The sequence below is a fragment of the Cupriavidus sp. KB_39 genome (assembly GCF_052114485.1).
GTDB lineage: Bacteria > Pseudomonadota > Gammaproteobacteria > Burkholderiales > Burkholderiaceae > Cupriavidus.
Genome location: NZ_JBFREV010000010.1, coordinates 1 through 12,831, shown reverse-complemented (window position 1 = coordinate 12,831; position 12,831 = coordinate 1). Strand labels below are relative to the sequence as shown.

The following is a 12,831-nucleotide window of genomic DNA, read 5'->3' as shown; positions in this document are numbered from 1 at the left end:
TGGCCTACGTCACGGACTTGCCATGGTCGCGTCAGTTGGGCTGGGTAGTCCCTTCCTGGTTTTGCCAGGGAAGGACTGCAGCTGGTGTACGTTCGCGCCCGTGCGTGGCACGTCCCCCTAGATCACCCCGGGTTCGATAACGCTCATGCCGAGCTAGTCGACGCACTGGGAGGGGATTTCATCGGGCACCTGAACCTGCAGGTATTCGATCTTCAGGTTGAAGTCGCAACGAAGCCGTGCAAGGTACTGGTTGGTGGCATTGTCCAGAGGCGGCTCACCGACAGCGAACAGTTTTGTAGGCTCCAAGCCGCCGGCCCGAAAGCCATACTCCAGCAACTGCCCCATCGCTTGCCGTACTACATCGGCGGCGTTCTTGCCGATTTTTATTTCGTACAGGTGGCAACCGCCCTCAAGCGGTTTGGCGATGGCGTCCGCAAAGCCACCGGTTCCTGTTGGGCATTCGGTTTTCACCCGATCCTCGCCATACTGAGCCGTCAACAATTTGAACAGGGCGTCCTGCACTTGATTGTGGCGAAGCTCGATGGAACGCAGAGCCGGCAAGATGTTTGCTTCGGTAGCGGATGGACGTGGTGTGTGTCCGGCACGGAAGTCGGCGTCTGCCACGCGAGCACGAAGTTGATCGACGACGAACCACGGGAAGATGTTTCGGATGAGTACTTCGCCACCGAAGACGTTCAGCCTGTCCAGATGGGCCACTAGGGCTTGGGTACGTTCGGCCCAGCTTGTGGTGTCCGGTATGACGAAGTTTGTGTGGTCGACGAACCAGGGAAGGGCTTGATTCTGGATGCGCCAGTCCACTGTGGTGTGATATTGGTGGGGATGCAAACCGGCGAAGGTGCGCGCGATCAACAGGCGCGGCACCATGCTGATCCGATCTTCAGACCTCCAGCGTTCAAAACGACCTACGATCTGTTCGAAATTCTCCGGGCTGCTGTCCTTGTGGACATCGCGGATGACCTGAACAAACTCCTCTTGCATCCTGTCCACGATATTGAAGCTCAGCATGCCCTGGCCGGCATAGGCGATGTCGTTATCCGCAGTCTTCCAGAGGGTGACGAAGATGTCTTGTGGGCGGTCGCGCGACATGGCATCTGCGATGTCCTGGATAACTTTGCGGTAGCGCGGTAGCCACCGGGCCTGCAGCCAGTTCGATTCCTCGTAGAAGCCGTCCAGGAAAGCCTGCGCTTCGTCATCCAGTTCTGGAGGCCGGGGAGGAATCTCCAGCGCCTTATTGGAGGTTCTCGATGTTGCGCGAATTTCTGACGGAAGGGACGGACGAGTCCCGCCCGTCAACCGAGCGCGAGCAGCGCCGACTGCAACGGGGGAGAATTCGTCGGGGTACCGGTCGATAATGGCTTCAAAACTGAGGTTACGCAGGCCAGCCTCCTCAAGTACTTCGAACCCTTTGGAGGGCTGTCGGTTCAAGACCATGCGCTCCGCTGCAGCGAGCGCACCATGCCGGGCGAACATACTGCGGGTACGAGTGGCGCGGAAGGTACGCCCCTTGATCCTCGTCTGCTCCTCTTCGTAGGCGTAAAGCGCCGTCGCGATAGCCTGCTGGGCGGGGGTTGTATAGCCCTCCTCGATAGCTTGTAGCACCTTGGCATGCGCCAATGCCTGCGCTGACAACTCTGGATGCCCCAACCGTAGCGCATTTTCGGCCAGCTGGCGGGCATCCTGCGACGTCTTGGTTCGTGCAATGCGTTCGTCCATCGGTCCCCCTTTTGTTTGGAGGGATTCTCGCACGCGCCCCGCCTATCGGTGTGGCGGAAACGAGACGAGCCAGGCGGACGCGTCAACCCTCAGCGAGATGAGAAAGGATCAAATCTACGAGGCGATCTGTGTCTCTATCCGCTAGCCCCAGAAGCTCGCGCTGGGCGTACTGAACTTCGAGGCCGCCCATATTTACCCGATCACGAAGCCCAAACTGATGGACTGACGCGATGCGCTGGACGTTGCCAGCGAACGTCACCACGGCGCTGTTCGCATCGGACTGCGCCTTCATGAAGCGGGAAGTCCGCAGGCGCATGAACATGGCCCGCCGCACGCGCCCGGTGCGCTGCCTGAGGCGCGGTTTGCGGGGCTCGTAGGCGGTGCCGTCGGGATCGCGCTGCTCGGCGATCCGCGTCGTCTGGCGGCGGCGTAGCTCAGTGGCCACGGCGCGCAGCAGCGCGCGGCGCTCCTTGTTGTCCAGCTTCTGCAGGAATGCGCCAGCCCAGGCGGTCAGGTCTTCTAGTTCCCTCATGGACTGGGCAGCCTCCAGCCGGAAGGGTCGTCGTGCGGATCGACGGGCTCCGGGGCGTGCGTGACTTCATGACGGCCGTCTACCACCCTCACCACCACACGCTCGGTCAGCGGTAGCCGCAGTTGCAGGTCGACGCAATCGTGGTTCAGAATGTCCGTTTCGAACCTGAATCCGTCTGGCCGCTTGTCCGGGTTCGTGAACAGCTCGGGCTGGTTCTCGCGCAGCCAGGCCAGCACCGGCACCATGATCGCGTCCGCGCTCTCGGCGAAGTCGGTCAGGATCATCGTCAGGGTGTACTGGTATTCGAACGAGATGGTGTTCGCGCCGGTCGCCACCACGCGCCCCTCGTCCACGAAGAGGTGTAGCTTGTCCGGGTTGCGCTTGAGATCCTGCACGGCTTCCGTAATGGCCCTGCGCAGGTCGGAGGGCTTTCTCACGGTGCGGGGTCTCCGATGATGGTGACGCCTTGCGCCCGCAGCGTGGCCTGAAGCGCCCTCAGGCGTTCGGCGTTGACGTGGCCGGTGGTGTAGTTGTGGACGACGGTGCCGGCGACGGCAGAGAGTGGTATTCCTGAGGCGGTCGCATCAGGATCTCCGGAATCCTGATCGAGCACGGTGCCGGCGGCGGCAGCGTCGTGCAGGCGGACAAAGCCGACAGGCACAGTGCAAGCGGCATCAGCCTGGACGGAGACATAGCGGGGTACCTCCTTGATGATGGTGTCGCCCTTGACCCGGACGGTATGGATGCGATCGACGTAGCGGGTGACTTCCACGACGCCTTTGTCGGCGCTGTTGAGCTGGGAGCGCAACGACGCTGCGAGCGTCGTGGCCTCGGATGCGCGGTGCATGGCATCCCGGTAGCGGCCGGCGAGCCAGGCGCCGGCACCGGCCACGCCTGACAGTGCCAGGACGGCGGCCAGCGTGATGAAGAGGGTGCGCCTCATGCCGGTACCTGTTCTTCCGCCTCATAGCGCGCGAAGGCACGGGCGAGCTTCACGTCGTAGAGGTTCTCCTTGTAGGCCGGGCCGTTGTAGCCGCTCGCGAATGCGGCCCAGCGCTGTCCCTTCAGCGCCTTGTGCAACACCGGGTCCGTGATCACGAACTGGACGAACGCTTCGAGCTGCTCGGGTTCGCCCCGGCGCATGGCGTCGGTGAACGCTTCCACGCTGGTATAGCCGAGGCGCTGCCAGTGGTAGCCCATGATCTGGAATATGCCCCAGCTTGCCGACGCGAGCGCGCATGGCTTGTCAAGCTCTACCGCGCGGGAGAGCCGCATGTGCTCGGCACCCTTGCCCATATACCCGCCGCGCTTCGGATTGGCGATGTTCGGGTACAGGCGGGCCAGCGCGTCTGCGTCGTGGCCGGCGGCGCGCAGCTGCCGGTACATGATGTGCCGTTCGAACAGGATCACCGGCCTGCCGTCCGGCAGGAAGCCCGGACCCTGGCTCTCCACCTCGTTGACCGCCCGCACGCTGGCCAGTTTCACGTCGAGCATCGATGCCGCGCGGCGCAGATCGTCGGCGCCCAGGTGGCCGGGCCGCTTGCCGTCGAGCTGGAGGGCCAGCAGGGTCTTGGGGCCGGCCAGGCCGTCCACGACCAGGCCGTAGCGCAGCTGTGCCGCTTGGACAGCCGTTGCCGTCGCCGCATCGAACTCGCCATTCAGGTCGATGTGCACGCCGCGCGTACGCAGCAGCCGCTGCAGTTCACGCACGTCCGCACCCACGTCACCGCGTCGCAGTGTCGTCATGGCGAGACCTCCTAAGCAGGCGCAGCAGAAAGGACTCGCCGTCGCTGGCGCCGTCGAGGCCGGCGATGCGGAACAGCTCAACCACGTTACCGCGCACCGCGAAGATGGCGACGCAGAGGACAGCTGTGAAGCCGTTCTGCGCCAACAGTGCCCATTCATACCGCCCGAACAGCACGCCGATGGCGGCGGCACCGGCCATCACGATCAGGCCGTAGGCCAGCCGCGCCGCCCACGGACGATATACGCCACCGTCGCGGCGAAAGAACAGCAGCCGGGCGGCGATCAGCGCGCACAGGAGCGCCTGGAGCACGAAGAGCATTTTCACCTGCCACCCCCGTCACGGTTGCCGCGAATGATCGACAGCAGGCGGTCGCCGTTGTCAGCGAGCCGGATCAGGGCCAGCAGCAGCCTCACCAGGACGGCGGACGCGACGAGCGCGCCTACGCCGTGACTCACTTCCGTGCCGGCGGGCAGTACCCGGCCCAGCAGGGACGCGGCGAGTGGCGCGGCGAGGCAGCCCATGACGATCGACAGGGCGAGAAAGGCCACCTTCTTGCCTGTCGACAGGTCGTCAGAATTGAGTGCGAAGACGGCGGCACCGGCAAAGGCGCCGAGCACCGTTGCGGCGTCCACGCCGGGGAGTAGGGAGATGGCTCCAACGCCAGTGACCGCGATGGCGGCGGTCGAGCTGGTGGAGATGGGTTCGGCCATGGTGGCTCCTTGGTTCAGTCCCACAGCTGGACGCGGCGCACGTCAGGCTGTTGCGGGAGATCCGGCAGGTCAACGACCGTGCCGTGGGGAAGGACCGGGCCGAGATCGGCCAGGCCCGGGTTGGCTTCGAGAACGGCTTCCGTGATGCCCGCCGTCCGGCCATAGATGCGGTGGCAGATTGCATCCACGGTGTCTCCCTGCATGGCTATAACGCGCATCAGATCAGGTCCACCGTGCTGCGTGGCCGGCCGGCGATGTCGCTGATCGCCCAGCGCGCATCCCGCCGCAGATCCTCGACAGCCTGCATCAGCGCGTCTGCCTTCCGATCCCCTGCAGCGGTGGCGTCGTAGTCGCGGTATCGCTCGATGAGGCTGGCGCGCGCTTCGCAATACACAGCGCGCAGGTAGCGGTGCACGTGAGCGGACTTGCCGTCGACCAGAGGGGCAGGTACTGCTCCCAACGTGGCGTAGCCGCCGGCCAGCTGGTCAGTGCGCCACGACGCGAGGTCATCGTTGACCGACAGCACGCCTTCGACCAAGGCGCCGCGCAGGCGCTCGGCGGTCACCGTGCCGTCCTGACGCATAGCTGCCAGAGCCGCGTCGACATCGATGTCAGGGAAGAAGCCATCGTTGCCGATAAGGTTCTGGCCGGATTGCACCGGGGCCGAAGCGAGGAAGGAAGACATGGGGTACGTGGATGATCGGAGGAGGCGGTGGACGGGGTCACCGGGTGGGGCTGCCTTGCGGCTCGCCCTTGGGACACCCCGTGCCGCCTGATGCGCGGGGTCACGCCCGGTGTCAGCCCTTGCCGTCGCCACCCTGGGCGTCGGCTGGGGCCACGTTCTTGATCTCGCGCTCAAGGCGCTCGATGTCCTTCTTCACGCCGGCTTTTTCGTGAAGCTCCAGCGCGCGCTGCAGATGCGACAGCGCCAGCTTCCTGCAGGGCTGCTGTTCGTTGGCCGGCAGGCTGTAGATCAGGCCAATGTTGGCGTAGCCGATGGCCTTGTGCAGCTTGGCGCGCACCTCGTCAGGCATGTCTTCGCCGTCCACGAGTTGCGCCACTTCCGTGAGCGATCCCACGTCCACCCGCTGGCCCGCCTCTGCTGCCTTGATGGCCATCGCGGCGTATTCCTCGGCGATCAGGCAGGCGGTGGTGCGCTGATACTGGTCGGGCATCACCAGGCGGTGCCGGACCGCGTAGCGGGCAAGCGGGAGGGCGCCGGCAAACTCGCCGACGTCGATGTGCCAGACCATGATGGTCATGAACACTTCGTCCTGCACGCCGGTGTCCGCCTCCAGCACGCCTTCCACCCATGCGGCGTAGTCGGGCAGCATCCCGCGCTTGGCGTCCGCCTTCCGTTCGATGGACTGGATCTGCTTGAGCGCGCGCTTGTGCTCCGCCAGCTGCGCCAGCATCAGCTCGTGGCCTGTGGCGTGCCGCAGCGGATTGGCGGCAGCCGAAGCCGCCGCGACGGCTGCTGCCGTCACGCGCAGATAGTGTTGTCGGGCCGGGCTGGTCATTCCTGCACCACCCGGATGTTCTCGGCCATGGCCGCGCAGCCGAGATCCTCGATGACGTAGGCGTCGTTGCTGGACTCGTAGTTCTCGATGCGGTCGCGCTTCGCGTTGTCCACGATGGTGCGCCGGCGCGAACCTTCCTGCCAGTAGATGGACAGGTTGTCGAGACGGGTCACCATCAGCGCGGTTGACGGGAAGTAGGGCACGCGCATGGCGGGCAGGTTGCCGATGCGCTTCTGGCTCATGATGATGTCGGCAGCCAGCCTCTGCGTCGGGTCGCGGTCCTTGTTGACGAGCGGGAAGTACTTGTCGGCCAGCAGTTCGCGGCCGCAGATCACCACCAGCTCCGGGTCTTCCGCGTACCAGGGAGCGACCAGGCTGTTGACCACGTCGAACACCAGGGCGTCGAGGGTCGCATAGTCGCGCGCGGCGTCGGTATCGGGACCACCGACCACGATGGTGCCCTCGGCTTTGCCACGGGCCATGACCCGCTCCGGGGCCTCCTCGCGGAGCTTCTGCAGCCAGCCCTTGTTCACGTCCTGCAGCAGGGGGTTGGCGGCGCGGTTCGACGTGGCGGCGCGCTGGATGCCGTTGAAGCCGGTCATGATGCGATCCAGCCCCTGACGCTTGATGATGGCGTCGCGGATACGTGTCTGGAAGTCGGCGAACTTGGCCCACGCATCCAGCATGCGGTAGGTGATGTGGGTGTCCGAGTTGGTCTGCTCGCAACGATAGCCACGATCATCGAGCGTGACGAGGTCCGTGGTCTGCCGATCAGCTCGCGTGGTGTCGGTGGTGCTCGCCACCGGACCGGAGACGCCCAGACCCACTTTGGCGCCTTCCTGTTCGGTTACGCCGTAGATGTTGACCCTGCCGAGGAAGTCGCTCGACTCCTGCACCTTGGTCTCCAGCTTCTGCTGGATGGTCGGCTGCACGCTGAACTTGCGGTCCACGCGCTCCACGCCGTTGATCTCGGCGATTTTCGCCTCATAGGCCGCGAACTTGCGGCGGGTGTCGTTGCGCATGTAGATGGCTCCGGGGTGTGGTTTGGGGGTGATGCTGGCTGTGTGCCGGATCAGCAGTCGGTTTCGAGCTGGGCGCTGCCGCTACCGCCTGTGGCGGCGGGGCGGCGGCTGAAGGTCTCGGTGTTCTCCAGCTCATCCTTGAGGGTGGAGAACGCCTGCTGGCCCTTGATCTGTGCTTCCTGCAGCTCGTCAACACGGTCTGCCATGGTCTCGACGGCCTTGATGACCTTGGTGAAGTTGTCGTTCATGCCTTTCACTTCGGCGGCGAGCGCCTGCACGGCTTCGCCGGTGTCGGCCTGGCCGGCTTCGCTCTTCTCCTGACGGCCGAACATGCGCTTGATCGACGCGGCGAGGCCTGGCGTTGCCTGGATCTGGTCATCGGCCCTTGCCGTGGAGAAGTCGAGATCGACCTCCACGGCTTCGGTGAACAGGTTCTTGGGGTCCTGCTTGCGCTCGGCCAGCGGATTAACCTTGGCCTTCGCGCTGAACTGCAGCATCTCGCAACCCAGGCTTGCCGGGTTGTCCGTCACGGCCAGGGCGGTCAGGTACGCCTCGCCGGTATCGGCGAATGCCGGGTTCACTTCCATCGAGCAGAAGATCTTCTGGCGGGCCTTGGTGATCGTCACCAGATCAGGCGTAGGGTCGAGTTGCGCGAAGAGGCGCATCTTCCCGTCCTGCTCTTCGGCCTTGAGTGCCATCACGTCGCCGTATGCCTTGAAGGGACCGTTCGGGTCGTAACCACGGATGTGTTCCAGATTGATGCGGGCGCTGTAGGTTTCCGGGTGGTAGTTCGCCGCCATCTGGACGATCATTTTGCGATCGATCTCGCGGCCATCGGAGGTTGCGCCTTCGGTCGCGACGCGGAAGAACTTCGGTTTGTTGACGGCCATGCTTTCCTCTCTGCTGAGCGTTCGGTGGTGTTGCCATGTTCGGCAAGCCGCCGCGCGCGGGCAACGTCATCGTGTTGTGCCGGCGGAGGACACAACAACTGCCACGTGGCATGTGCGCGCGCGACCGGTAGCGTTGCGGCATGACTACGCTCCCGCCGATTTCTTCCCACCAGCTGGACCCTGAAATGGAGCCGCGGCGCATTGCGCGTGCGCTGTACTGGCAGGGTTATCGCGTGGCGCGTATCGCGGAAATGCTCGGTGTGAAGCCTTCGACCATCCATAGCTGGAAGCGGCGCGAGAAGTGGGGCGAGGCGGACGTGGTGGAGCGTGTGGGATCGAGCATCGAGGCACGCATGGCGTTGCTGATCGCCAAGGAGCAGAAGGAGGGGAAGGATTACAAGGAAATCGATCTGCTGGGGCGGCAGATCGAACGGCTGGCGCGGGTTCGTCGCTATGAGGACAGCGGGAATGAGGCGGACCTGAATCCCAAGGTGGCGAATCGCAACAAGGGGATGCGGCGCAAGCCTGAGCGGAACTCGGTCAGCGAGGAGGAGCAGGGGCAGCTGGTCGACGCGTTCATGGATTCGATGTTCTCGTATCAACGGGAGTGGTATGAAGCCGGGCTGGTCGAGCGTATCCGGAACATCCTCAAGAGCCGGCAGATCGGCGCCACCTGGTACTTCGCCCGCGAGGCGTTCATCGATGCGCTGACCACTGGCCGCAACCAGATCTTCCTGTCCGCCAGCAAGGCGCAGGCGCACGTCTTCAAGCAGTACATCATCCAGTTCGCAAAGGACGCGGCAGGGGTGGATCTGAAGGGCGATCCCATCGTGCTGCCGAACGGGGCAACGCTGTATTTCCTCGGCACGAATGCGCGCACCGCACAGAGCTATCACGGGAACCTGTACCTGGACGAGTACTTCTGGATCCAGCGTTTCCAGGAGCTGCGCAAGGTGGCCTCGGGCATGGCCATCCATGCGAATTGGCGGCAGACCTATTTCTCGACGCCATCGAGCCTTGCGCATGAGGCGTATCCGTTCTGGTCGGGGGCGCTGTTCAATCGAGGGCGACGGAAGGAAGACCATATCCGCGTGGACGTGAGCCACGCGAACCTGCAGCGGGGCCGGCGGTGCGCGGATGGACAGTGGCGGCAGATCGTCACGGTCGAGGATGCGATTGCGGGCGGCTGCAGCCTGTTCGATTTCAACCAGCTACGGCTGGAATACAGCGATGCGGACTTCGAGAACCTGCTGATGTGCGGGTTCATCGACGACACAGCGTCAGTGTTCCCGCTGTCCATGATGATGCGCGGCATGGTGGACAGCTGGGAGGTGTGGGAGGACTTCCGGCACTGGTCGCCGCGTCCGTTCGGGAATCGCGAGGTGTGGGTCGGATACGACCCGAACGGGGGTGGGGGCGACAGTGCTGCGCTGGTGGTGGTGGCGCCGCCGCTCGTGCCTGGCGGGAAGTTCCGCGTGCTGGAGAAGCACCAGTTCCGGGGGATCGATTATGAGGAGCAGGCGGCGGCGATCCGGCGCGTTTGCGACCGGTACAACGTCGCTTACGTCGGTATCGACCGGACGGGTATCGGTGATGCCGTGTACCAGCTCGTCAGCAAATTCCGGCCTGATGCGGAGGGCTTCACCTACTCGGTCGACGTGAAGACCGGACTGGTGCTGAAGGCGCATGACGTGATCAGCAAAGGTCGGCTGGAGTTCGATGCCGGGTGGACGGACTTCGCCGCGTCGTTCATGTCGATCCGGAAGACCACCACGGCAGCGGGCGGGCGGGTCACCTATCAGGCCGGCCGATCAGAAGAGACAAGCCACGCAGATCTCGCGTGGGCATGCATGCACGCCATCGCACATGAACCGTACGAAGGCGTGACCACAACCAATACCAGCATCATGGAGCTGTCATGAATCGAAGGAAGGGTCGTCGTAGTGGTCGGGATGTTGTTAAGCACGCTGGGCCCACACGCACACCCGCGCCCGTTGCTGCGGCGCCAGGTGTGGAGGCGTTCTCGTTCGGTGATCCGGTCGCCGTGCTCGACCGGCGCGAACTGCTCGACTACGTGGAATGCCAGCGGGTAGGGGACTGGTTCGAGCCGCCTATTCCGTGGGACGGACTGGCGCGGTCGTTTCGGGCGGCTGTGCACAACAGCTCGCCGATCTACGTGAAGCGGAACATCCTGGTGTCGACGTTCATCCCGCACAAGCTGCTGTCGCGGACGGCGTTCGCGCGGTGGGTGCAGGATTTTCTGGTGTTCGGGAATGGGTATCTGGAGCGGCGGGACAATCCGCTCGGGCGGCCTATGGCGTTGGAGCCGGCGCTGGCAAAGTACATGCGCCGAGGCACGGACCTGGCGCGGTATTTCTTCGTGCAGAACTGGCAGGACAAGCACGAGTTCAAGCCGGGGAGCATCTTTCACCTGATGGAGCCTGACATCAACCAGGAGGTGTATGGGCTGCCGGAGTACCTGTCCGCGTTGAATGCTACCTGGCTCAATGAGTCAGCCACGCTATTTCGTCGGCGGTACTACAAGAACGGTAGCCACGCGGGGTTCATCCTGTACATGACGGACGCCGCGCAGAAGCAGGAGGACGTGGATGCGTTGCGCGAAGCGCTGAAGAACAGCAAGGGGCCGGGGAATTTTCGGAATCTGTTTATGTATGCGCCGAACGGGAAGAAGGAGGGGATTCAGCTGATCCCGGTGTCAGAGGTGGCGGCGAAGGATGAGTTCTGGAATATCAAGAATGTCACGCGGGATGACCAGCTCGCCGCACACCGCGTGCCGCCGCAGTTGATGGGGATTATTCCGAGTAATACGGGGGGATTTGGGGATGCGGAGAAGGCGGCTTTGGTGTTTGCGCGGAATGAACTGAGGCCACTGCAGGATCGGTTGATGGAGGTGAATGAGTGGTTGGGGATGGAAGTCGTGCGATTCGATCCATACCAACTCGGAACCGAAGAAGGCTAGCTTGCAAGGACTGAAGCTAGCGACAGGGACGACGCGCGATTGCTTCGATGCTGTCAGTAGCTCGATGTTGGGTGCGCCCTCGCCGGACTCACCCAAGATCTCTTCGGCCTTAATGCACGCTGCGGGCAATGAAAAAGGTTGCTGCAACGAGAGCGGCGCCGAGAGAAGAGACGAAAGTGACCAGGCGCCAAGTCTGCGCGGACATTTCCCGGTGAAGGTCTTCCTTCGTCGCAGTCGTGTCTAGCCGCACCTCGATTTTAGTGAGGCGATCCCTGATCTCGGCGGCGGTGCTTTCCAGCTTGGCGACACGGGCTTCCATGTCGCCATTATAGGGTGGACCACCGCTCCCGTGGCCGATGGTGTCGGGGGAAAGGCGGCGCAGCCTTTCAGTGATGTCACGAACGTTCGACATTGCCCTTCACTTCCAAGATGGATTGAGAGAGTAGGCGCTCAAGCCGCGCAGCGACGTCCGTAAGCGCTTGGGATCTTTCGTCTGCAGGGTGACCGCTAGCATCGGTGACGACGCTATCAAGCAGTTCAAGAGCATATTCGCGCACCTCGTTGAGAAGGTAGAGATATGCTCGCTCCATGCCCGAGTCCATACGCGACATCGCCGCGCGTACCTGTTGCGCCTCTGGGCTGACACCCCGATCCTTCTTCGATTCCGGCTCGTCCATCAATGTCTTCCCGCACGAGTTTTCGACGGGCATTGTAAGGCATTCTGCGGCGATGTCCGTCATTCCTGGCCTGCCGATTCATCGATGCCCCACAGAGACGCGAAGAGCGCCTCTGCGCACTTCTATTTTCCGTGCCACCTTACGCCCAGCGCCCCACTTTTGACACTCGGCGCGCGGTGGGGACCCCGCCTCACCCGGGCGCTTCACGGCGGCGGTTTTGCGCACCCGTGCATAGCCCAGCCGGCCCTGCCCAGACCTCACGTGGCGGCCGGTCAGCGGGGTGCGGCCCTTTATGCGTCTTTATGCAGCTGGAAGAGCGGCGTTGGCAGGCTAATGCGGCTGCCGGTGGGGCCGAGAACACTTGCCTACGGATTGAAAGTCTTGCGGGGGTCGGGAAAAAGGTAACTTCGCTAACAGGCCGCCAACAATGAACCTAACTCTTTGATTTGTAAGGGCGTGGCAGGTTACCTAGCGAAGATAACTTGAGATAACCAAGAAGGTAACCATCGGCTAAGTCATTGATTTTATTGGATGGGGTGCGCTGGGAGAGTTAAGCTGGGAGTAGGTAACAAGGTTATCTTGTAGTTATCTCAATGTTACCTTTTGGCTGGTCCCCGGCTTGCCTTGTCTGGCAACGCTTTGCAGGCGATTCCGGGTAGATGGTTAGCAAGGTTACCTCTTTCCCGACCCCCCAGAATCTTTAGCGCAGCCACCGGATAGCACTGTACGTCCATACAGTATCCGTCCCAGATCCACGGCCGCTACCGCGAGGCGCACGCCAGACGGTCTCGCGGCCCAAACTTCCTTCAATCCCCCGAAATTCCCCCCGAATTCGGTGTTTAGCGTTGATTTTTCAACAATCGCGAGTCTCCTCCCTCGCACCAATCATCATTTGTGGGTTATTCGCCACAATTTCCTGCCTCACGCGGGCTACCCAGCCAACGGGGGTCGTCCCCTGCGTCGCGGCACAACCGGCCCCTAACGAGACCGGTCCCCCCCCTCAATTCAACGGAAAGCGC

The 12,831-nt window shown here is 63.2% G+C and carries 16 protein-coding genes; 2 read left to right on the top strand and 14 right to left on the bottom strand.

Annotation, left to right across the window (positions count from 1 at the left end):
- Positions 1-153: 153 nt before the first annotated feature.
- The 12 genes from AB4Z27_RS09990 to AB4Z27_RS09935 form a co-directional block, all read right to left on the bottom strand.
- A complete protein-coding gene (locus AB4Z27_RS09990; RefSeq protein ID WP_441644382.1) occupies positions 154-1,734 on the bottom strand; it encodes a hypothetical protein in 1,581 nt (526 codons plus the stop codon).
- Between the two features lie 82 nt (positions 1,735-1,816).
- A complete protein-coding gene (locus AB4Z27_RS09985; RefSeq protein ID WP_441644381.1) occupies positions 1,817-2,266 on the bottom strand; it encodes a phage virion morphogenesis protein in 450 nt (149 codons plus the stop codon).
- The gene (locus AB4Z27_RS09980) at positions 2,263-2,703 is read right to left on the bottom strand and encodes a phage tail protein (protein WP_441644380.1); all 441 of its coding nucleotides are present in this window, start codon (positions 2,701-2,703) and stop codon (positions 2,263-2,265) included. The genes AB4Z27_RS09985 and AB4Z27_RS09980 overlap by 4 nt, the downstream gene beginning before the upstream one ends.
- On the bottom strand, positions 2,700-3,209 hold the full coding sequence (locus tag AB4Z27_RS09975) for a hypothetical protein (protein ID WP_441644379.1): 510 nt from the start codon (positions 3,207-3,209) through the stop codon (positions 2,700-2,702). Before AB4Z27_RS09975 ends, AB4Z27_RS09980 begins: the two co-directional genes overlap by 4 nt.
- Entirely contained in the window at positions 3,206-4,012 is an 807-nt protein-coding gene (locus AB4Z27_RS09970) for an N-acetylmuramidase domain-containing protein (RefSeq protein WP_441644378.1), read from the bottom strand. The genes AB4Z27_RS09975 and AB4Z27_RS09970 overlap by 4 nt, the downstream gene beginning before the upstream one ends.
- On the bottom strand, positions 3,990-4,331 hold the full coding sequence (locus AB4Z27_RS09965) for a phage holin family protein (RefSeq protein WP_441644377.1): 342 nt from the start codon (positions 4,329-4,331) through the stop codon (positions 3,990-3,992). The genes AB4Z27_RS09970 and AB4Z27_RS09965 overlap by 23 nt, the downstream gene beginning before the upstream one ends.
- A 2-nt stretch (positions 4,332-4,333) precedes the next feature.
- Entirely contained in the window at positions 4,334-4,723 is a 390-nt protein-coding gene (locus tag AB4Z27_RS09960; protein WP_441644376.1) for a putative holin, read from the bottom strand.
- A 14-nt stretch (positions 4,724-4,737) separates the two neighbouring features.
- Positions 4,738-4,941, bottom strand: coding sequence for a tail protein X (locus AB4Z27_RS09955; RefSeq protein ID WP_441644375.1), 204 nt, complete (start codon positions 4,939-4,941; stop codon positions 4,738-4,740).
- Positions 4,941-5,408 (bottom strand): head completion/stabilization protein, encoded by a 468-nt coding sequence (locus tag AB4Z27_RS09950; protein WP_441644374.1) that lies wholly within the window; start codon positions 5,406-5,408, stop codon positions 4,941-4,943. Before AB4Z27_RS09950 ends, AB4Z27_RS09955 begins: the two co-directional genes overlap by 1 nt.
- Before the next feature lie 112 nt (positions 5,409-5,520).
- Entirely contained in the window at positions 5,521-6,243 is a 723-nt protein-coding gene (locus AB4Z27_RS09945; RefSeq protein WP_441644373.1) for a terminase endonuclease subunit, read from the bottom strand.
- On the bottom strand, positions 6,240-7,265 hold the full coding sequence (locus AB4Z27_RS09940) for a phage major capsid protein, P2 family (RefSeq protein WP_441644372.1): 1,026 nt from the start codon (positions 7,263-7,265) through the stop codon (positions 6,240-6,242). The genes AB4Z27_RS09945 and AB4Z27_RS09940 overlap by 4 nt, the downstream gene beginning before the upstream one ends.
- Before the next feature lie 50 nt (positions 7,266-7,315).
- Positions 7,316-8,155: a GPO family capsid scaffolding protein gene (locus AB4Z27_RS09935; protein ID WP_441644371.1), complete on the bottom strand. Its 840-nt coding sequence runs from the start codon at positions 8,153-8,155 to the stop codon at positions 7,316-7,318.
- A gap of 140 nt (positions 8,156-8,295) precedes the next feature.
- Between AB4Z27_RS09935 and AB4Z27_RS09930 the strand changes: the two genes are divergently transcribed.
- Both AB4Z27_RS09930 and AB4Z27_RS09925 read left to right on the top strand, forming a co-directional pair.
- A complete protein-coding gene (locus AB4Z27_RS09930; protein ID WP_441644370.1) occupies positions 8,296-10,077 on the top strand; it encodes a terminase ATPase subunit family protein in 1,782 nt (593 codons plus the stop codon).
- A complete protein-coding gene (locus tag AB4Z27_RS09925) occupies positions 10,074-11,135 on the top strand; it encodes a phage portal protein (RefSeq protein WP_441644369.1) in 1,062 nt (353 codons plus the stop codon). Before AB4Z27_RS09930 ends, AB4Z27_RS09925 begins: the two co-directional genes overlap by 4 nt.
- 109 nt (positions 11,136-11,244) lie before the next feature.
- On the opposite strand, the gene AB4Z27_RS09920 is transcribed toward AB4Z27_RS09925, so the two are convergent.
- Both AB4Z27_RS09920 and AB4Z27_RS09915 read right to left on the bottom strand, forming a co-directional pair.
- A complete protein-coding gene (locus AB4Z27_RS09920; RefSeq protein ID WP_441644368.1) occupies positions 11,245-11,547 on the bottom strand; it encodes a hypothetical protein in 303 nt (100 codons plus the stop codon).
- Positions 11,531-11,875 (bottom strand): hypothetical protein, encoded by a 345-nt coding sequence (locus tag AB4Z27_RS09915; RefSeq protein WP_441644367.1) that lies wholly within the window; start codon positions 11,873-11,875, stop codon positions 11,531-11,533. The genes AB4Z27_RS09920 and AB4Z27_RS09915 overlap by 17 nt, the downstream gene beginning before the upstream one ends.
- Positions 11,876-12,831 lie beyond the last annotated feature (956 nt).